The sequence below is a fragment of the Streptomyces sp. NBC_01508 genome (assembly GCF_045040315.1).
In the GTDB taxonomy this organism is placed as follows: Bacteria; Actinomycetota; Actinomycetes; order Streptomycetales; family Streptomycetaceae; genus Streptomyces.
The window spans coordinates 7195676-7214462 of record NZ_CP109419.1 but is presented as its reverse complement, the minus strand read 5'-3'; the positions used below and the strand labels follow the sequence as shown (position 1 = coordinate 7214462).

The window sequence follows — 18787 nt, the reverse complement described above, 5'->3', positions numbered from 1 at the left end:
ACTGTGCGTGTCCCATGCGACCTGTCCCCGGCAATCTCCCCGCGGAGCTGAACCGGTTCGTGGGCCGTGCCGACGAACTGGCCGAGCTGACGCGTCTTCTCACCGAATTCCGGCTGATCACCCTGGTGGGTGTGGGCGGTGTCGGCAAGACCCGGCTGGCCGTGCACGCGGCCGGCCGAATCCTGCCGTCACCGGACCTGAAGAAACGCTACTGCGACGGTGTCTGGCTCGCCGAACTCTCCGCGATCCGCGACCCCGGGCTGCTCGACCACGCGTTGGCCGACGCCCTGCGCATCACCGACCACAGCGGCCGGCCGCCCCGTGAGGTGCTGCGCACCCACCTCGCCGACCGCCGGCTCCTGCTGGTGCTGGACGGTTTCGAGCAGTTGGTCGACGCCTGCGCCGAGCTGGTACGGGATCTGCTGAGGCGCTGCCCCGGCCTCCAGGTGCTGGCCGTCGGCCGCCGGCCGCTGCGGCTGGCGGGCGAACGGACCTTCCCGCTGGCCCCGATGTCCGGGACCGACGCGGCGCGGCTCTTCGCCGACCGGGCCGTCGACGTGGCGGCCGGAAGCCGGCTCTCCTACGAGCACGGCGAACACCGCGACGCCGTAGGGGAGTTGTGCCGCCGCCTCGACGGCATCCCGCTGGCGCTCGAACTGGCCGCGGCCCGGCTGCGCGCCCTGTCCGTCGAACAGATCCTGCGGCGGATCGACGACCGCTTCCAGCTGCTCACCGGGGGCGCACGCGGCGAACTTCCGCGCCACCGCACGCTGCGTACCGCGATCGGCTGGAGCCACGAACTGTGCACCCCCACCGAGCGGTTGCTGTGGGCACGGCTCTCGGTCTTCGCCGGACCCTTCGACCTGGAGGCCGCCGAGTACGTGTGCGCCGGCCCCGATCTGCCGGACGAGAGCGTCCTGGACGTACTCGGCGAACTGATCGCCCAGTCCCTGGTCGTACGCGAGGAGACTGCCGCCGGGCCGCGCTACCGGATGCTGGACACGGTGCGCGCGTACGGCGCCGAGTGGCTGGACGCCCTGGCGGACAGCGACCGGATGCGCAGAAGACACCGCGACTGGTACATGGGCCTGGCCACCTGGTGCGAACTGGACTGGTTCAGCCCGCGGCAGGCGGAGATCGCCGCCTGCGCCGACAGCGCGCTGCCCAATCTGCGGGCCGCCATCGAACTCTGCCTGGAGACGGAGGGCGAGGCGTATCTGGGCCAGTATCTGGCGGGCACGCTCTGGTTCTACTGGGCCGGCTGCGGACGGCTCACCGAAGGGCGGCACTGGCTGGACCGGGCCCTCGACCCGGCCGCCCGGCCCGACGACCCGCCGCCCGAGGGGTCGCGGCACGACGAGTCACGGCTCAAGGCTCTGTGGGTGCTGGGCTATGTGGCGATCCTCCAGGGGGACAACGCCGCCGCGGTGGGCGCGCTGTACGAGTGCCGGGAAGAGGCCGACCGGACGGGAAACGCCCTCGCGCACGCGTACGCGGTGCACCGGCTGGGCTGTCTCGCGCTCCTCACCGACGACATGCCGCGCGCCGAGCGGCTGCTGCGCTCCGCGCTCGGCTCGTACCGCGAGCTGGGCGAGATCAACAGCAATGTGCTGATGGGCCAGGCGGAGCTGGCTCTCTCGCTCGTCTTCCAGGACGACCTGGACGCGGCCGTGGCGCTGTGTGCCGATGTGCGGGAGATCTGCGAGGACAGCGGCGAGCGCTGGGCCCGTTCGTACGCGCTCTACGTCCACGCGTACGCGGCCTGGACACGCGGCCGGCTCACCGAGGCGCGCGCCCTGCTGGCCGAGGCCATCACCATCCACCACACCTTCAACGATCTGGTCGGCCTGGTGCTGGCGATGGAGCTGATGGCACTGGTGACGGCGGGCGAGGGGGACCCGGCGGAGGCCGCGGTGCTCCAGGGCGCGGCCGGCCGGCTCTGGCGGGCGGTCGGGACGCCGCTGTTCGGCTCCGCCGCCTTCGGGGCACCGCACGAGGAGTGCGAACGGCGGGCGAGGGAGGTGCTGGGGGCCGAGCGGTACGGCGCCCGGGTGGCGGAGGGGCACGCCCTGCCACCGGCGGCGGCCGTCGAGCGGGTGCTGGCCGGGCCGCGTGGGGCGTCCGTGCCGCCGGGCCGGCCGGCGGGCGACCGCAGGCCGGCGCCGGACCGGGCGACGGCACCGGAGACGGACCGGGAAGCCACGCGGGAAACGGGCCTGGAGACAGATCGGGAAACGGGTCGGGAAACGGGTCGGGAAACGCGAGAGCCCGCCGGCTCCCCCGGCCAGATCGGCGGGGAAGCGGCGGGCTGAAGCGCGGTCGCTCGCGCGAACTACCCCTGGATCAGCGGGCGTAGTACTCGACGACGAGCTGCTCGTCGCAGATGACCGGGATTTCCTTGCGCAGCGGGTCACGGTCCAGACGGAACGCCAGCGCCTTCAGGTTGACCTGGAGGTAGCGCGGGGTCTCGCCGTCCGTGTCGTAGCCACCCTCGCGGGCGACCTGGAAGGGAACCTTCTCGCGGCTGCGCTCACGGACCATGATGACGTCGTCGGGACGGACGCGGAACGACGGCTTGTCGACCTTGCCGCCGTTGACCTCGATGTGGCCGTGGACGACCATCTGACGGGCCTGGTAGATGGTGCGGGCGATGCCCGAACGCAGGACCAGGGCGTCGAGACGACGCTCCAGCTCGACGACCAGGGCCTCGCCGGTCTTGCCGCCGGCCTTGCGGGCGCGGTCGTAGGCGCGGGCCATCTGGCGCTCGCTGATGTCGTACTGGGCGCGCAGCCGCTGCTTCTCGAGCAGACGGACCTTGTAGTCACTGTTCTGCTTGCGGCCGCGGCCGTGCTCGCCCGGCGGGTAGGGACGGGCCTCGAAGTACTTCACGGCCTTCGGCGTCAGCGCGATGCCGAGCGCGCGTGACTTCTTGACCTTGGGACGCGACTGGTTAGGCACGTTCTCCAGACCTCCGTTGTAGGTTAGGTTAGGCTCACCTTACTCAAAGGAGATCGCATGTCTCGTCGCCCTGGGAACACCACACGCATCACAGACAGTCTCGACGCGCAGGGCATCGATACGACGGAGGTCCGATCAGCTCATGGTCAGCCGCGTCCCAGCGGGCTTGAAATCGCGCGGATGCCGTCAGCAGCCGAGCGCACACGAACTCTCGTACAGAGTACATGCTCAGCGGTGCTGCTCGTCCCGGGCCTGGACGCCCTGCGACCCGACCAGTTGATGCCCGACGCGCGGACCGTGGACACCGACGGTGACGTGCTGCTGGCCTTCGCCGCGGAGTCCCCCGTCGTCAGGGCGGCGACGCACGCGCAGGCCGACGAGCTGGCCGCGGTGCTGGAGGTCACCGATGTCGCACCGGTCTCCGTGCCCCACCGTATCCGGGGCCGGGCCTGGGTCTCCGGCTGGCTGACGCGCCTTCCGCACGTGGCCGAGCCCGGCCGGACGACGCTGCGGCTGGAGGTCGGCGAGGCGTACGTGGACGACCTGTGGGGCGCGGAGCCGGTGGAGGCGGACGAGTTCACCGCTGCCGTACCGGACCCGCTGTCGGAGCACGAGGCCGAACTGCTCCAGCATCTGCACGCCGCGCACAGCGCCGAGGTACAGACGCTGCGCTCGCTGCTCGGCGAGCGGACCGGCGGGACGGCGGCCGTACCGGTCGGCGTGGACCGCTTCGGACTGCGGGTGCGCTTCACGGGCGTCAACTGCTTCGACGCCCGCTTCGACTTCCCCGAACCGGTGCGTGACGTGACCGAACTGCGCCACGCCATGCACGCGCTCTTCGAGGCCGCGAGCAGCTGAGGCCTCCCCACCGGGCGCTCAGTTCGAGAGGGCGTCGCCGCGCAGGCGCTCGCGGACCTTCTCCACCACGTCCGCGTAGCGCGCCTCCGCGCCGTACCGCGTCGGTTCGTAGTACCGCTTGCCCCGCACTTCGTCCGGGGCGTACTGCTGCGCGGCGATACCGCCCGGCACATCGTGCGGGTACACGTACCCCTGCGCGTGACCGAGCTTGGCCGCGCCCTTGTAGTGACCGTCGCGCAGATGTGGCGGTACGGAACCGGCCAGGCCCTTCTTCACATCCTCCAGCGCGGCGGAGATCGCGAGCGTCGCCGCGTTCGACTTCGGGGCCAGCGCCAGGGCGATGGTGGCGTGGCTCAGGGTGAGCGCGGCCTCCGGGAAGCCGATCATCGCCACAGCCTGGGCCGCCGCGACGGCGATGGGCAGGGCCGTCGGGTCGGCCAGGCCGATGTCCTCGCTGGCCGAGATCATCAGCCGGCGGGCGATGAACCGGGGATCCTCGCCCGCCTCGATCATGCGGGCCAGATAGTGCAGGGCCGCGTCCACGTCGGAGCCGCGGATCGACTTGATGAGGGCGCTCGCCACGTCGTAGTGCTGATCGCCGTCGCGGTCGTACTTCACGGCGGCGCGGTCGACCGTCTCCTCAAGAGTGCCGAGGCTGATCTCCCGCTCACCCTTGGAGATCGCGGCGCCCGCCGCCGCCTCCAGGGCGGTCAGGGCCCGCCGGGCGTCGCCGCCCGCGATCCGCAGCAGATGCGCCTCGGAGTCGTCGGGCAGGGAGACCGCGGCGCCGAGCCCGCGCTCCTCGGTGAGCGCGCGCCGCAGCAGGGCGCGCAGGTCGTCGTCCGTCAGCGGCTCCAGCGTCAGCAGGAGGGAGCGCGAGAGGAGCGGGGAGATGATCGAGAAGTACGGATTCTCGGTGGTGGCCGCGATGAGCGTGATCCAGCGGTTCTCGACGGCGGGCAGCAGGGAGTCCTGCTGGGCCTTGCTGAAGCGGTGGATCTCGTCCAGGAAGAGGACCGTCTCCTTGCCGAAGCCGCCGGAGGCCCGCCGGGCGCCGTCGATGACGGCGCGGACCTCCTTGACGCCGGCGGTGATCGCGGACAGCTCCACGAAGCGCGCGTCGGTCGCCTTGGAGACGACATAGGCGAGGGTCGTCTTGCCCGTGCCGGGCGGGCCCCAGAGGAGCACCGACGAGGGGCCGGCCGGTCCCCTGCCCCGGGCGGCCTGTTCGACCAGTCGCCGCATCGGGGAGCCGGGCTTCAGCAGATGCCGCTGCCCGACGACCTCGTCGAGGACGCGCGGGCGCATCCGGACAGCGAGCGGGCTGCTGGACGGGTCCTTCTCCTGGCGGTCTTCGGCCGCTGCCGTAAAGAGGTCGGGCTCCACATCCGAACCCTATGTCAGCCCACTGACAGCGCTACCGGCGCCGTCAGCTGGTCCAGAAGTCCCACCAGCGGGTCAGGATGAGCATCCCGATGATCCCGATCCACAGCACCGGCGGCACCCAGTGGAACTCCCCCACCGCGGTGCGCAGTCCGGCGGGCGCGGGAAGGATCCGGTGCGTGATGTTGTGCGTGGTGACGTAGCTGAACATGACGATCGTCGCGACCCAGGCGAGACAGCACCACAGGCACAGTGAGCTGATGTTGTACAGCGACTGGTACTGGAGCCAGGTGCAGAAGCCGACGCCGAACAGCATCCCGGCGTTGAGCCCCAGCCAGAACCACCGCCGGTAGCGCGCCCCCGCCAGCAGCCCCGCGCCGACGCACACCACGATCCCGTACGTCACCAGCCCCAGCATCGGGTTGGGGAACCCGAAGGCCGACGCCTGCTCGCTGGTCATGATGTTCCCGCACGACACCACCGGGTTCAGACTGCACCCCGGCGTGAAACCCGGATCCTCCAGCAACTTGAACTTGTCGATCGTGATCACCCACGACGCCAGCACACCCGCCGCACCCGTCACCACCAACAACCACGCCAGCACCCGCCCCGCCCCGAAGAGGCCCGGGGTGCCGTACCCCTCCCGGTCGGCGGTCACGTCGTCCAGCGCTGCACTCGTCATATCGCCGTTCCATCAGTCGTGGCCCGCACCTTGCGGAGCGCTCGGTCATTCTGCCGCACCCGTACCCGTGTCCACCGTTCGATGGACATAAGGAGGTACGGACGGTCGTCCCGGAGCCGCCGGTTCCGCACGAGGCTCGATGACATGACGAAAGCAGTGACAGCGAGACCACCGACGGGGGATCTCGCGGTGAACGTGACCGGGCTCCGTAAGCGGTACGGCGACGTGACGGCGGTGAAGGACCTGGACCTGCGCATCGGTCGCGGCGAGGTCTTCGGCCTCCTCGGCCCCAACGGCGCGGGCAAGAGCACGACGGTGGAGATCCTTCAGGGCCACCGCGACCGGGACGGTGGTGAGGTGACGGTCCTCGGGGCGGATCCCGCCACCGGCGGCAGGCTGTGGCGGTCCAGAATCGGCATTGTGTGGCAGGACGAATCCGCGCCCGCCGAGTTGACGGTCCGCGAGACCGTGTCCCATTTCGCCGCCTATTACCCGACGCCGCGCGACGTCGGGGAGGTCATCGACCTGGTGGGCCTCGGCGCGAAGGCGACGAGCCGGGTCAAGGGCCTGTCCGGCGGGCAGCGGCGCCGGCTGGACGTGGCGCTCGGCGTGATCGGTGGCCCCGAACTGCTGCTTCTCGACGAGCCGACGACCGGTTTCGACCCGGCGGCCCGCCGGCAGTTCTGGGAGCTGATCCGCAGGCTCGCGGACGAGGGCACGACGATCATCCTCACCACGCACTACCTGGACGAGGTCGAGGCACTGGCCGACCGGCTCGCCGTGATCGCGGCCGGCCAGGTGGTGGCCGAGGGCACGCCGTCCGGTCTGCGCGCGGAGTACGACGCGGCGGCGACGGTCGCGTGGACGGAACCGGACGGCTCGCCGCGCACCGAGCGGACGACGACCCCGACCCGTACCGTCGGCGAGCTGACGCGGCGCTTCGGCGGCGAGATCCCGGGCCTGCTGATCAGCAGACCCACTCTGGAAGACGTCTATCTGCGGCTCATCGGACAGGAGGCCGCGTGATGACGACCGTCACCGACCGGATCGGCACCACCCGCACCAACGGCACCGGCGCGGCGGCGCTGCCCGGCGCCTGGACACTGGGGCTGCGGCGCGGCGGCCTGGAGCTGCGGCAGTTCTTCCGCCAGCGCGACCAGGCGATCTTCACCTTCGCCTTCCCCATCGTCTTCCTCTTCCTGTTCGCCTCGATCTTCAGCAACGACGTCGAGGGCGCGGGCATCACCGCCTCCCAGCTCTACGTCCCGGCGATGATCGCCGCGGGCATCATGTCGACGAGCTTCCAGTCGCTGGGCATCTCCATCGCGATCGAGCGGGACGACAAACAGCTGCGGCGGCTGCGCGGTACGCCGATGCCGCCCGCCTCGTACTTCCTCGGCAAGGTGTGGCTCGTCCTGGTGACCGGGCTGCTGGAGACGGTGGCGCTGCTCGCGGTCGGCGTGGTGTTCTACGGCATCGAGCTGCCCACCGGCGCGGTCGACTGGCTGAACTTCGGGTGGATCTTCGGCCTCGGACTGACGGGGTGCGCGCTGCTCGGGATCGCGATCAGCAGCGTTCCGAAGACCGGGCAGAGCGCGTCGTCCGTGGTCGTACTACCGTTCCTGGTGCTGCAGTTCATCTCGGGGGTGTACATCGCGATCGACACCATCCCCGACTGGCTGCTGAACATCGGCGCGCTGTTCCCGCTGAAGTGGATGTGCCAGGGGCTGCGCGGGGTGTTCCTGCCCGAGACGGCCGCCGTGCTGGAACAGGCGGGCGGCTGGGAGTACGGACGGATCGCGCTGGTACTGGGCGCCTGGTGCATCGGAGGACTGGTGCTGTGTCTGCTGACCTTCCGGTGGAAGAGCCGGCGCGAAGGGTGAGCGAGCCGCCGGGCGGGGCGCTCGACGCGGACGTGTGGGACCGCAGTTTCCGGCCCTGGGACCTGTACTTCGGTGTCGTGTGGGCGGCGATGCTGGTCTTCACGATCGCCGCGCCGAACTCGGCGCCCGTGCGGGCGACGGCGTTCACGCTCTTCGCCCTGTTCGCGCCCTGGTACATCTGGGTCGGGCGCCCGGAGCTGATGCGAACGCCCGATTCCCGGCGGTCGCTGTACTACATCGTCGGCGCGGTCCTGCTCTTCCTGCCGCCGGCGATCCTGTTGGGCGAGATGCGCTCCGCGGCCTTCGCCCTCGTACCGCAGTGCTTCATGCTCCTGTCGATGTCCCGTGCCCTGTGGGCGGTGACGGTGCTCAACGTCGTCCCGGTCGCCGGGTGGGCGCTGGTGTGGCGGCCACCGGCCGAGGCGATCTTCTTCAACGCGCTGTTCTCGGTGGTCACTCTCGCCTTCTCCGCCGTGCTCGGGAGCTGGATCATCCGGATCATCGCGCAGAGCGCCGAACGCGCGGATCTGATCGCCGAGTTGGAGGCGAGCCGGGAGGAGGTCTCGCGGCTCTCGGCGGAGCGGGGTGCGCTGGCCGAGCGCGAGCGGATGTCCCGGGAGATCCACGACACGCTGGCCCAGGGCTTCACGAGTGTGCTGATGCTCGTGCAGGCCGTGGACGCCGAGCTGGAGCGGGATCTGCCGGGCGCCCGGCGCCATCTGGATCTGATGGCGGACACGGCCCGGCGGAATCTCGCCGAGGCACGTGCCCTGGTGGCCGGTGGGGCGCCCGCCGACCTGCACGGGAGCTCGCTGCCCGACGCGCTGCGGCGACTCGCCGCCCGGCACGGTCCCGGTCCCGGTCCGGCCGAGGTGTCCGTGTCCGTCGAGGTGACGGGCGAGGCCCGGCCGCTGGCCCCCGCGCTGGAGGTGGTGGCGCTGCGGACGTGCCAGGAGGCGCTGTCCAACACCGCCAGACACGCGGGGCCGGGCGCGACGGCCGCCATCTCGCTGGCGTACACGGACGCCGCGCTGTGTGTGGAGGTACGGGACACGGGCCGCGGCTTCGACGCCTCGGCGCCGTCCGACGGGTACGGGCTCAGCGGACTGCGGGCCCGCGCGGTGGAGGTGGGCGGCAGCGCTGAGGTGCGCACCGATCCGGGCGGGGGCACGCTCGTCGCCGTACGCCTGCCACTGCCACCGACACCGACGGCGCCGCCGACACCGCCGCCGTCATCGCTCACCGGGAGTCCCGCATGATCCGCGTCCTGCTCGCCGACGATCATCCCGTCGTACGTGAGGGGCTGCGCGGGATGCTCGGCGCCGAGCCCGATCTGACGGTGGTCGGCGAGGCGTCGAGCGGCCCGCAGGCGGAGGCGCTGAGTGCCGAACTGAGCCCGGACATCGTGCTGATGGACCTGCGGATGCCGGGCGGCGGAGGTGTGGAGTCGATCGGCCGGATGCGCGCGGCGGGGCTGCCCTGCCGGGTCATCGTGCTGACGACGTACGAGACGGACACCGACATCCTGCGGGCGGTGGAGGCGGGCGCGGCCGGCTATCTGCTGAAGGATCTGGCGCGGGCGGAGCTGGCGGACGCCGTACGGGCCGCCGCCCGGGGTGAGACGGTGCTGGCGCCTTCGGTGGCCGCGCGGCTGGTCGACCAGCTGCGCAGCAGGCCGGAGCGGCCGAGGCTGTCGCAGCGCGAGACGGCGGTGCTGCGGCTGGTCGCCGAGGGGTGTACGAACGCGGAGATCGGGCGCCGGCTGTTCATCGGCGAGTCGACGGTGAAGACCCATCTGCTGCGGATCTTCGGCAAGTTGGGCGTGGACGACCGGACGGCGGCCGTGACGAACGCGATGCGGCACGGGCTGCTGGCCGACTGAGCGCGGGCGCCGACACCCCGAATGCCCCGGACGCGTGAAGCGTCCGGGGCATTCGGCCTTGTCGGCCGGAGTCAGACGAGCTTCGCGGTGAGGTCGGCCACCAGCGCGTCGAGCGGTACGGGCTTCTGCTCGCCGCTCTCCATGTCCTTGACCTGGGCCACGCCCTCGGCGAGATCGCGCTCACCGGCGACGATCGTGAACCGCGCGCCCGAGCGGTTGGCGTTCTTCATGGCGCCCTTGAGCCCCTTGCCGCCGTAGCTGAAGTCGGCCGCGACCCCGGCCCGGCGCAGCTCGGTGACCACGCCGAACAGCAGCCGGCGCGCCTCCTCGCCCAGCGGCACCGCGAACACACTGGTGGCGGGCGGCAGTTGGAGCGTGATGCCCTCGGCCTCCAACGCCAGCACCGTACGGTCCACGCCGAGCGCCCAGCCGACGGACGGCAGCGCGGGGCCGCCGATCATCTCCGAGAGCCCGTCGTAGCGCCCGCCGCCGCCCACCGCGGACTGCGCGCCGAGGCCGTCGTGGACGAACTCGAAGGTCGTGCGGGTGTAGTAGTCCAGTCCCCGTACGAGCCGTTCGTCGTCCTCGTACGCGACACCCGCCGCGGTCAGCAGGTCGCGCACCTCCGCGTGGTACTCCCGGCACGCGTCGCACAGGTGGTCGCGCAGCTTGGGGGCGTCGGTGAGCTGGCTCCGCACCTCCCGGCGCTTGTCGTCGAGGACCCGCAGGGGGTTGATCTCGATGCGCCGGCGGGTCTCGTCGTCCAGGTCGAGATCGCGCAGGAAGCCCTGGAGCGCCTCCCGGTAGGCGGGGCGGCACTCTTTGTCGCCCAGGGAGTTCAGCAGGATAAGGAAGCCGCGTAGTCCGAGCGAGCGGTAGGCCTGGTCGGCGAGGATGATCAACTCGGCGTCGAGCGCCGGGTCCTCGGCGCCGATGGCTTCCGCGCCGACCTGCGAGAAGTGCCGGTAGCGGCCCTTCTGCGGGCGCTCGTAGCGGTAGTACGAGCCCGAGTACCAGAGCTTGACGGGGAGGTTGCCGGCCTTGTGCAGGTTCGCCTCCAGCGCCGCGCGCAGCACGGAGGCCGTGCCCTCGGGGCGCAGCGCCAGCTCGGAGCCGCCCTTGGTGGTGAGGGTGTACATCTCCTTGGTGACGATGTCGGTGGACTCGCCGACGCCGCGGGCGAAGAGTTCGACGTCCTCGAAACCGGGCGTCTCGATGTAGCCGTAACCGGAGTTCTTCAGCGGTGCGCAGATCGCGTCGCGCACCGCGAGGAACACCGCGGAGTCCGGCGGAAGCAGGTCGTACGTGCCCTTGGGGGCCTGAAAGCTGTTCATGGGATTCGCCGCGTCACATTCCTCGTCGCGGAGCGGCGCTGTGGCCGCTTCCGTGGCCGGGAGCCGCCTCCCGCAGATACGGGTTGGTGGCTCGCTCCCGGCCGATGGTCGTCTGGGGGCCGTGGCCGGACAGCACCACGGTCGAGTCGTCGAGCGGCAGGCACACCCGGCCCAGCGATTCGAGCAACTCGGCCGGATCGCCGCCAGGCAGGTCCGTACGTCCTACGGAGCCGGCGAACAGCAGGTCACCCGAGAACAGGACGGGCGGAATGTCCGCCGCCTCGGGCATCCCGAAGGTCACCGACCCCTTCGTATGGCCGGGTGCGTGCGCGACGCCGAACCGCAGTCCCGCCAGCTCCAGTTCGGCGCCGTCGCCCAGCTCCTTGACGTCGTCGGGCTCCCCCACGGTCAGCTCGCCCATCAGCGGCATCCCGATGGAGCGGCCGAGGGCCTTCTCGGGGTCGCTCATCATGTACCGGTCCGACGGGTGGATCCACGCGGGCACGTCATGGGCACCGCAGACGGGGACGACCGACGCGACGTGGTCGATGTGGCCGTGGGTGAGGATGACGGCGACGGGCTTGAGACGATGCTTCGCGAGGGTCTGCTCGACGCCCTCGGTGGCCTGGTGGCCGGGGTCGATGATCACGCACTCCTCGCCCGCGGCGGGGGCGACCAGGTAACAGTTGGTCCCCCAGGCCCCGGCGGGGAACCCGGCAATAAGCACGATCGTCCTCAAATGTCGTCCGTCGGGAGATTGCGGCAGACCAGAGCCTACCGGCGCTCCTCATTCCACAGGTAACCCATATACCGTACGGGGCTAGTCAGGCGTTCATAGGACTTGGTTCCGAGCACCGCCTCAGCAGCGCCTTCAACAGGGCCCACGAAGACACGAGGAGACGACCCGGTGGTCAACAGCGAGCAGCGCCGGCGCCAGCTTGCCAGGGAGAAGTTCGAGCGGCAGCAGCAGCGCCGGGCGGAGAACCGCAACAAGGCCAGGCGCCGTAACGCGGTCATCGCCGCGGCGCTGGCCGTCGTGGTGGCGGCGGGCGGCGGCGCGTACGCCATCGCGGGTCTGACGGACGACGGCGGCAAGAAGGACAGCGCGGCGGACAATCCGTCGGCGCCGCCGTCCCCGAGCGAGAGCAAGCCCGCCGGGCCGAAGATGACGATCGACGTCAAGGCCAAGTACACGATGTCCCTCAAGACGAACGAGGGTGACATCGGGATCGCGATGGACGCGGCGAAGACGCCCGAAACGGTGAACTCCTTCGCGTCGCTCGCCGGCGAGAAGTTCTTCGACGGGACGAAATGCCACCGCCTGACCACGGAGAACATCTTCGTCCTCCAGTGCGGCGACCCCAAGGGTGACGGCACGGGCGGTCCCGGCTACACCATCGCGGACGAGAATCTCGACGCACTCGGCAAGCCCGGCGCGGACGGCGCTGTGACCTACCCCGCGGGGTCGGTGGCGATGGCGAATACCGGCCAGCCGAACAGCGGTGGCAGCCAGTTCTTCCTTGTGTTCAAGGACACCAAGCTGCCGCCCTCGTACACCCCGTTCGGGACGATGGACGCCGAGGGCCTGAAGACGGTCAAGGCCGTGGCGGCGGCGGGTGTCGCCGGTGACACCAAGGGTGACGGTCCGCCGAAGAAGACCGTCACGATCGAGAAGGGCACCGTCGACAAGACGTGACCGCAGGTGACCGGCGGCGCGGCGGGTGGCGCGCCCCTCGGCGCACCCCGCCGCCGGAGCCCGCGAATTTCGGCCGTGCGGAGTGCGGACAGCCGGGCCGCCGGTCACCTAGATTGGCGTTGTGCGGCGCGCGGATCGGCTTCGGCGGATCGGCTCTCGCGTCGCGGAAGACGGGCGAGGCCCGTCCAGGAAACTGTGGACGATGCCCGGGGGGCACCCCTCGCAGGCATCAGGTGGAGGAGGCGCTGTGAGCAGCGACCCGTGGGGCCGTGTCGACGAGACAGGCACCGTGTACGTGCGCACGGCCGAGGGCGAGCAGGTCGTCGGATCGTGGCAGGCAGGCTCTCCCGAGGAGGCACTGGCCTACTTCGAGCGCAAGTACGAGGGCCTGGTGGTCGAGATCGGCCTTCTCGAACGGCGGGTGAAGACCACCGATCTCTCGGCCAAGGACGCGCAGACCGCCATCGATCATCTGCGGACGCAGGTGGACGAGCATCACGCCGTGGGGGATCTCGCCGCGCTGCGTACGCGTCTCGACGGGCTCGTCGCCACGGTCGAGGCGCGCCGCGAGGAGCGCAAGGTCCAGAAGGCCAAGCAGACGGACGCCGCGCGTGAGTCGAAGCAGGCTCTGGTCACGGAGGCCGAGGAGCTGGCGGGCAGCGACCAGTGGCGGGCCGCCGGTGAGCGGCTGCGCGCGCTGGTGGACATCTGGAAGGGCCTGCCGCGGCTCGACCGGAAGTCCGACGACGAGCTGTGGCACCGGTTCTCGCACGCGCGCTCGGCGTTCTCCAAGCGCCGCAAGGCGCACTTCGCCTCGCTCGACGCGCAGCGCGAGGAGGCCCGTAAGACCAAGGAGAAGCTGGTCACCGAGGCCGAGTCACTGTCGGGCTCGACGGACTGGGGCGGGACGGCGGCGCGGTACCGCGAGCTGATGACGGAGTGGAAGGCCGCGGGCCGCGCGCAGCGCGAGGCCGAGGACGACCTGTGGAACCGCTTCCGCGGCGCTCAGGACGTCTTCTTCGCCGCCCGTGGTGAGGTCTTCGCCGAGCGGGACGCGGAGCAGACCGAGAATCTGAAGCTCAAGGAGGAGCTGGCGACCGAGGCCGAGCGGCTGCTCCCGGTGAAGGATCTGAAGGCGGCCCGTGCCGCGTTCCGGACCCTCAACGAGCGCTGGGAGGCGATCGGGCATGTGCCGCGCGACGCCAGGCCCCGGGTCGAGGGCCGGATGCAGACGGTCGAGCGGGCGCTTCAGGAGTCCGAGGAGAACGAGTGGCGCCGTACGAACCCGGAGGCGCTGGCGCGTGCGACGGGTCTGACGGGCCAGCTCCAGGCGGCCGTCGACAAGCTGCGTACGCAGATCGACACGGCACGCGCCGCGGGCAACAACGCCAGGGCGGACAAGCTGGCGAAGGAGCTGGAAGGCCGGCAGGCGCTGCTCGACCAGGCGCTGAAGGGTCTCCAGGAGTTCGGCGGCTGACACGCGGCATACGGGGAGCGGCCCGGCGGTGGAATCACCGCCGGGCCGCTCCCTTGTGACGTATGCCTTACGGCCTGCGGGCGGACGTGACCCGGTAGACGTCGTACACGCCCTCCACGCCCCGTACCGCCTTCAGCACATGCCCCAGGTGCTTCGGGTCGCCCATCTCGAAGGTGAACCGCGACGTGGCGACCCGGTCGCGGGACGTCTGGACGGCCGCCGACAGGATGTTGACGTGCTGGTCGGACAGGACGCGGGTGACGTCGGACAGCAGCCGGGACCGGTCCAGCGCCTCGACCTGGATGGCGACGAGGAAGACGGACGACTGGGTGGGCGCCCACTCGACTTCGAGGATCCGCTCCGGCTGCTGCGACAGCGAGTCGACGTTGACACAGTCCGCGCGGTGCACGGAGACGCCGCTGCCGCGTGTGACGAAGCCGATGATCGGGTCGCCCGGGACCGGCGTACAGCAGCGGGCGAGCTTCACCCACACGTCGTCGACGCCCTTGACGACCACACCGGGGTCGCTGCTGGAGCGGCGCTTGGAACGTCCGCGCGAGGGCGGCGCGCTCTCGGCGATGTCCTCGTTGGCGGCCTCCTCGCCGCCGAGCGCCTGCACGAGTTTCTGTACGACGCCCTGCGCGGCGACATGGCCCTCGCCGATCGCCGCGTAGAGGGACGAGATGTCGGGGTAGCGCATCTCGTGCGCGAGCGTGACGAGCGAGTCGCCGGTGAGGATCCGCTGGATCGGCAGGTTCTGCTTGCGCATCGCCTTGGCGATGGCGTCCTTGCCCTGTTCGATCGCCTCGTCGCGGCGCTCCTTGGAGAACCAGGCGCGGATCTTGTTCCTGGCTCGGGGCGACTTGACGAAGCCCAGCCAGTCCCGCGAGGGTCCCGCCCCCGACGCCTTGGAGGTGAAGACCTCCACCAGATCGCCGTTGTCGAGGGTCGATTCGAGGGGGACGAGCCGCCCGTTGACCCGCGCTCCTATGGTGCGGTGGCCGACCTCTGTATGGACGGCGTAGGCGAAGTCGACGGGGGTGGCCCCGGCCGGCAGCGCTATGACGTCGCCCTTGGGCGTGAAGACGAAGACCTCGTTGCGCGACAGGTCGAAGCGCAGGGACTCCAGGAACTCGCTGGGGTCCTCGGTCTCCTTCTGCCAGTCGAGCAACTGCCGCAGCCACGCCATGTCGTTGACGGTGTCCTGGCCTGCGCCCTTGCCGACGTTCTTCGGGATGTCGGTACGGACCTTGGACGCCCCGGCGACGGCCTCCTGCTTGTACTTCCAGTGCGCGGCGATGCCGTACTCGGCGCGGCGGTGCATGTCGAACGTACGGATCTGGAGCTCGACGGGCTTGCCGCTGGGTCCGATGACCGTCGTGTGCAGCGACTGGTACATGTTGAACTTGGGCATCGCGATGTAGTCCTTGAACCGCCCCGGTACCGGATTCCACCGGGCGTGGACGGTGCCGAGCGCCGCGTAGCAGTCGCGGACCGTGTCGACGAGGACGCGAATGCCCACCAGGTCGTAGATCTCGGCGAAGTCCCGGCCCCGCACGATCATCTTCTGGTAGACGCTGTAGTAGTGCTTGGGCCTGCCGGTGACGGTTGCCTTGATGCGGGCGGCGCGCAGATCGGACTGGACCTCGTCGGTCACTATGGCCAGATACTCGTCACGCTTGGGCGCCCGCTCGGCGACGAGCCGGACGATCTCGTCGTACATCTTGGGGTAGAGGATCGCGAAGGCGAGATCCTCCAGCTCCCACTTGATGGTGTTCATGCCCAGGCGGTGGGCCAGCGGCGCGTAGATCTCCAGCGTCTCGCGGGCCTTCTTCTCCTGCTTCTCCCGTTTGAGATAGCGCATGGTGCGCATGTTGTGCAGCCGGTCGGCGAGCTTGATGACCAGGACGCGCGGGTCCTTGGCCATGGCGACGACCATCTTGCGTACGGTCTCGGCCTGGGCGGCCTCGCCGAACTTGACCTTGTCGAGCTTGGTGACGCCGTCGACCAGGAGGGCGACCTGGTCGCCGAAGTCCTTGCGCAGTGTTTCCAGGCCGTACTCGGTGTCCTCGACGGTGTCGTGGAGCAGCCCCGCCATCAGCGTGGCCGGGTCCATGCCGAGCTCGGCGAGGATCGTCGTCACGGCGAGGGGGTGCGTGATGTACGGGTCGCCGCTCTTGCGCTTCTGGCCGCGGTGCCAGCGCTCGGCGACCTGGTAGGCGCGCTCGATCTGGCGGAGTGTGGCGGTCTCGATCTTGGGGTCGTTGATGCGTACGGTCCGCAGCAGCGGTTCGAGGACCGGGTTGTACGGGGACGAGCGCTGGACGCCGAGGCGGGCCAGCCGGGCTCGTACGCGGTTGGAGGAGCCACCGGAGCGCGAGGGGGCGGCGGGGGCGGGCTTGGGGGCGGTGACGGGGACCGGGAGCGTGCTCTTCGCGGTCGTGGAGCCAGGGGTGGGGGGCGCGGCGGGGCGCGACCCCGGGGCAGGGGCCGAGTTGGTCGCGGGGTCGGCCGGCTTCGACGCCGGGCTCCGCTTCGGATCGGACCCGTTGGTTCCGGACCCGTTGGTTCCGGACCCGTTGCTCGCGGACCCGTTGCTCGCGGCGGGCGGCTGCGCGGCCGTCCTCGCCCCGTCCGCCGGCTTCTGCGGCGTGGCAGGCGCCACCGTGGCCCGGTCCGCGTGCGGATCGGGCTGGGCGGCCGCGAGTGGCTGGGCCTCGTCTGGCAAGAGCGCTCCTCGTGCTTTCCGGGTCCCCCGGTCAGGTCCGGAACAGCCATGGTATCGACCTCGTGGCGCCGGTGCTCACGAGACCGGTGCCCCGCGCGAGCGGGCGGGGACACCGGAGGGACCGCGGGCGGACGAATTCCGGGGTGATGGACGGAAAACGCGGACGCTCCGGGTGGAATTCCCGGAGCGTCCGCTTTCGTCACGTTTCGGTGCACGCGAGCGCTGGTCAGACCTTGATCAGTGCCTCCAGCGGAGCGCCCCGCAGGTGCGGCTCCAGATGTGCCCTTCCGTCGAGGAAGCCCAGCTCCAGCAGGACGGCCACGGCCACCACCTCGGCGCCGGCCCGGCGCACCAGCTCGACCGAGGCCCCGGCGGTGCCGCCGGTGGCGAGTACGTCGTCGATGACGATGACGCGGTCGCCCTCCTGAAGGTCCTCCGCGTGGACCTCCACCTCGGCGCTGCCGTACTCCAGGTCGTACGTCTGCGACAGCGTCGCACCGGGCAGCTTCCCCGCCTTGCGGATGGGGATGAAGCCGATGCCGGCCCGGACCGCGACCGGCGCGGCCAGGATGAAGCCGCGCGCCTCCAGACCGACGATCTTCGTGGCGCCGTGCCGCACGGACAGCTCCGCGAGCGCGTCGGTCAGCGCCGTGAAGGCCTTCGGATCCGCGAGCAGCGGCGTGATGTCCTTGAACATCACGCCCGGCTTCGGATAGTCGGGCACATCACGGATCCGGCTGAGGAGCAGTTCCCTCGTGCTGTCGTCGGTCATCGACGCTTCCCCGACGGACGGCCCCGGCCACGGCCGCCGTGGCTCCGGGGACCCGCGACAGCGGCGGCCGGCGGGGTCTCCGCGGGCGCCTCGTCGTCGTCCGGCTCGGCGTCCCTGGGCGCGTCCGCGCCTTCGTACGCGAGGTCGGGCGACTCGCCCTTGGCCGCGGCGGCGGCCCGCTTGGCGAGCACGCGCTTCCTCAGCGCCTTGATCTGCGGCTCGCGCTCCTTGAGGTCCGCGACCAGCGGGGTGGCGATGAAGATCGACGAGTACGCGCCGGCGGCGAGGCCGACGAACAGCGACAGCGAGATGTCGTTCAGCATGCCGGCGCCGAGGACACCGCCACCGATGAACAGCAGACCGGCGACCGGCAGCAGCGCGACCACGGTGGTGTTGATGGAACGCACCAGGGTGGAGTTGATGCTGCGGTTGGCGACCTCGCTGTAGGTGAAGCGCGTCTGCTTGGTGATGTCCTTCGACCCCTCCTTGAGGCTGTCGAAGACCACCACTGTGTCGTAGAGCGAGTAACCGAGAATGGTCAGCAGACCGATCACCGTGCCCGGTGTGACCTCGAAGCCGACCAGCGCGTACACACCGACCGTGATGGTGAGGTCGTGGATCAGGGCGATCAGCGCGGCGACCGCCATTCTCCATTCGAAGGCGATCGCGAGATAGATCACCACCAGGACCATGAAGATCCCGAGTCCCATCCACGCCTTGTTGGCGATCTGCTTGCCCCAGCTCGGACCGACCAGGTCGGCGTTGATCTTCTCCTGGGGGATGTTCAGATCTTTGGCGAGCTGGTTCTGCACCTTGTCGGCCTGCGCCGTGTTCAGCTCGGTGACCTGAATACGCAGTCCGCCGTTGCCGAGCTTCTGGACGATCGCGTCGTGGCCGGAGGCCTTCTCCGCGTGCTCCTGCGCCGCTGCCACGGAGACGCTCGTCTTCGGGGTGTTGAAGACGGCACCGCCCTTGAACTCGATGCCCATGTTGAGCCCCTGCACCGCGAGGCCGGCGATGGCCGCGATGGTGATGAGGATCGAGAGCGCGTACCAGAACATGCGCTTCCCGACGAAGTCGTAGCCGACTTCGCCGCGGTAGAGCCGGGCGCCGAGATCTCCGAGTCGCGACATC

The 18787-nt window shown here is 70.6% G+C and carries 16 protein-coding genes; 8 read left to right on the top strand and 8 right to left on the bottom strand.

What is annotated here, in order from left to right; all coding sequences use genetic code 11:
• Positions 1–14 precede the first annotated feature (14 nt).
• The gene (locus OG700_RS33345) at positions 15–2312 is read left to right on the top strand and encodes an ATP-binding protein (RefSeq protein WP_405620128.1); all 2298 of its coding nucleotides are present in this window, start codon (positions 15–17) and stop codon (positions 2310–2312) included.
• 31 nt (positions 2313–2343) lie between these two features.
• Here the strand turns inward: OG700_RS33345 and rpsD are convergent, their stop codons facing one another.
• The gene (gene rpsD, locus OG700_RS33340) at positions 2344–2958 is read right to left on the bottom strand and encodes a 30S ribosomal protein S4 (RefSeq protein ID WP_023542962.1); all 615 of its coding nucleotides are present in this window, start codon (positions 2956–2958) and stop codon (positions 2344–2346) included.
• A gap of 180 nt (positions 2959–3138) precedes the next feature.
• Here rpsD and OG700_RS33335 point away from each other — a divergent pair, with 180 nt between their 5' ends.
• Positions 3139–3816 (top strand): DUF2470 domain-containing protein, encoded by a 678-nt coding sequence (locus tag OG700_RS33335; RefSeq protein ID WP_405620125.1) that lies wholly within the window; start codon positions 3139–3141, stop codon positions 3814–3816.
• Between the two features lie 18 nt (positions 3817–3834).
• On the opposite strand, the gene OG700_RS33330 is transcribed toward OG700_RS33335, so the two are convergent.
• A complete protein-coding gene (locus OG700_RS33330; protein ID WP_405620123.1) occupies positions 3835–5202 on the bottom strand; it encodes a replication-associated recombination protein A in 1368 nt (455 codons plus the stop codon).
• A gap of 43 nt (positions 5203–5245) precedes the next feature.
• Positions 5246–5881, bottom strand: a complete 636-nt coding sequence (locus OG700_RS33325; RefSeq protein WP_405620121.1) for a vitamin K epoxide reductase family protein — start codon at positions 5879–5881, stop codon at positions 5246–5248.
• A 144-nt stretch (positions 5882–6025) separates the two neighbouring features.
• Here OG700_RS33325 and OG700_RS33320 point away from each other — a divergent pair, with 144 nt between their 5' ends.
• Genes OG700_RS33320 through OG700_RS33305 form a run of 4 tightly spaced genes read left to right on the top strand, consistent with a single transcriptional unit; the run spans position 6026 to position 9646 of the window.
• A complete protein-coding gene (locus OG700_RS33320) occupies positions 6026–6907 on the top strand; it encodes an ABC transporter ATP-binding protein (protein WP_405620119.1) in 882 nt (293 codons plus the stop codon).
• Positions 6907–7764, top strand: a complete 858-nt coding sequence (locus OG700_RS33315) for an ABC transporter permease (protein WP_405620117.1) — start codon at positions 6907–6909, stop codon at positions 7762–7764. Before OG700_RS33320 ends, OG700_RS33315 begins: the two co-directional genes overlap by 1 nt.
• Positions 7761–9023, top strand: coding sequence for a sensor histidine kinase (locus OG700_RS33310; protein ID WP_405620115.1), 1263 nt, complete (start codon positions 7761–7763; stop codon positions 9021–9023). Before OG700_RS33315 ends, OG700_RS33310 begins: the two co-directional genes overlap by 4 nt.
• Positions 9020–9646 (top strand): response regulator, encoded by a 627-nt coding sequence (locus tag OG700_RS33305; protein WP_405620113.1) that lies wholly within the window; start codon positions 9020–9022, stop codon positions 9644–9646. The genes OG700_RS33310 and OG700_RS33305 overlap by 4 nt, the downstream gene beginning before the upstream one ends.
• Positions 9647–9717: 71 nt before the next feature.
• Here the strand turns inward: OG700_RS33305 and hisS are convergent, their stop codons facing one another.
• Both hisS and OG700_RS33295 read right to left on the bottom strand, forming a co-directional pair.
• The gene (hisS, locus tag OG700_RS33300) at positions 9718–10980 is read right to left on the bottom strand and encodes a histidine--tRNA ligase (protein WP_405620111.1); all 1263 of its coding nucleotides are present in this window, start codon (positions 10978–10980) and stop codon (positions 9718–9720) included.
• 13 nt (positions 10981–10993) lie between these two features.
• The gene (locus OG700_RS33295) at positions 10994–11707 is read right to left on the bottom strand and encodes an MBL fold metallo-hydrolase (protein ID WP_405620109.1); all 714 of its coding nucleotides are present in this window, start codon (positions 11705–11707) and stop codon (positions 10994–10996) included.
• 180 nt (positions 11708–11887) lie between these two features.
• On the opposite strand from OG700_RS33295, the gene OG700_RS33290 reads away from it, so the two are divergent.
• On the top strand, positions 11888–12676 hold the full coding sequence (locus OG700_RS33290; protein ID WP_405620107.1) for a peptidylprolyl isomerase: 789 nt from the start codon (positions 11888–11890) through the stop codon (positions 12674–12676).
• A 247-nt stretch (positions 12677–12923) separates the two neighbouring features.
• The gene (locus tag OG700_RS33285; protein ID WP_405620105.1) at positions 12924–14153 is read left to right on the top strand and encodes a DUF349 domain-containing protein; all 1230 of its coding nucleotides are present in this window, start codon (positions 12924–12926) and stop codon (positions 14151–14153) included.
• Positions 14154–14220: 67 nt separating this feature from the next.
• Here the strand turns inward: OG700_RS33285 and OG700_RS33280 are convergent, their stop codons facing one another.
• The 3 genes from OG700_RS33280 to secF form a co-directional block, all read right to left on the bottom strand.
• Positions 14221–16881, bottom strand: a complete 2661-nt coding sequence (locus tag OG700_RS33280; protein ID WP_405620103.1) for a RelA/SpoT family protein — start codon at positions 16879–16881, stop codon at positions 14221–14223.
• Between the two features lie 226 nt (positions 16882–17107).
• Positions 17108–17653: an adenine phosphoribosyltransferase gene (locus tag OG700_RS33275; protein ID WP_405620101.1), complete on the bottom strand. Its 546-nt coding sequence runs from the start codon at positions 17651–17653 to the stop codon at positions 17108–17110.
• On the bottom strand, positions 17650–18786 hold the full coding sequence (secF, locus tag OG700_RS33270) for a protein translocase subunit SecF (protein WP_405620099.1): 1137 nt from the start codon (positions 18784–18786) through the stop codon (positions 17650–17652). The genes OG700_RS33275 and secF overlap by 4 nt, the downstream gene beginning before the upstream one ends.
• Between the last annotated feature and the right edge of the window lies 1 nt (position 18787).

Bases quoted from the DNA above. Each gene is read 5' to 3' on its own strand.
- OG700_RS33345 (WP_405620128.1), top strand. From the start codon at position 15: ATGCGACCTGTCCCCGGCAATCTCCCCGCGGAGCTGAACCGGTTCGTG.
- OG700_RS33335 (WP_405620125.1), top strand. From the start codon at position 3,139: ATGCCGTCAGCAGCCGAGCGCACACGAACTCTCGTACAGAGTACATGC.
- OG700_RS33325 (WP_405620121.1), bottom strand. From the start codon at position 5,881: ATGACGAGTGCAGCGCTGGACGACGTGACCGCCGACCGGGAGGGGTAC.
- OG700_RS33320 (WP_405620119.1), top strand. From the start codon at position 6,026: ATGACGAAAGCAGTGACAGCGAGACCACCGACGGGGGATCTCGCGGTG.
- OG700_RS33315 (WP_405620117.1), top strand. From the start codon at position 6,907: ATGACGACCGTCACCGACCGGATCGGCACCACCCGCACCAACGGCACC.
- OG700_RS33305 (WP_405620113.1), top strand. From the start codon at position 9,020: ATGATCCGCGTCCTGCTCGCCGACGATCATCCCGTCGTACGTGAGGGG.
- hisS (WP_405620111.1), bottom strand. From the start codon at position 10,980: ATGAACAGCTTTCAGGCCCCCAAGGGCACGTACGACCTGCTTCCGCCG.
- OG700_RS33275 (WP_405620101.1), bottom strand. From the start codon at position 17,653: ATGACCGACGACAGCACGAGGGAACTGCTCCTCAGCCGGATCCGTGAT.
- secF (WP_405620099.1), bottom strand. From the start codon at position 18,786: ATGTCGCGACTCGGAGATCTCGGCGCCCGGCTCTACCGCGGCGAAGTC.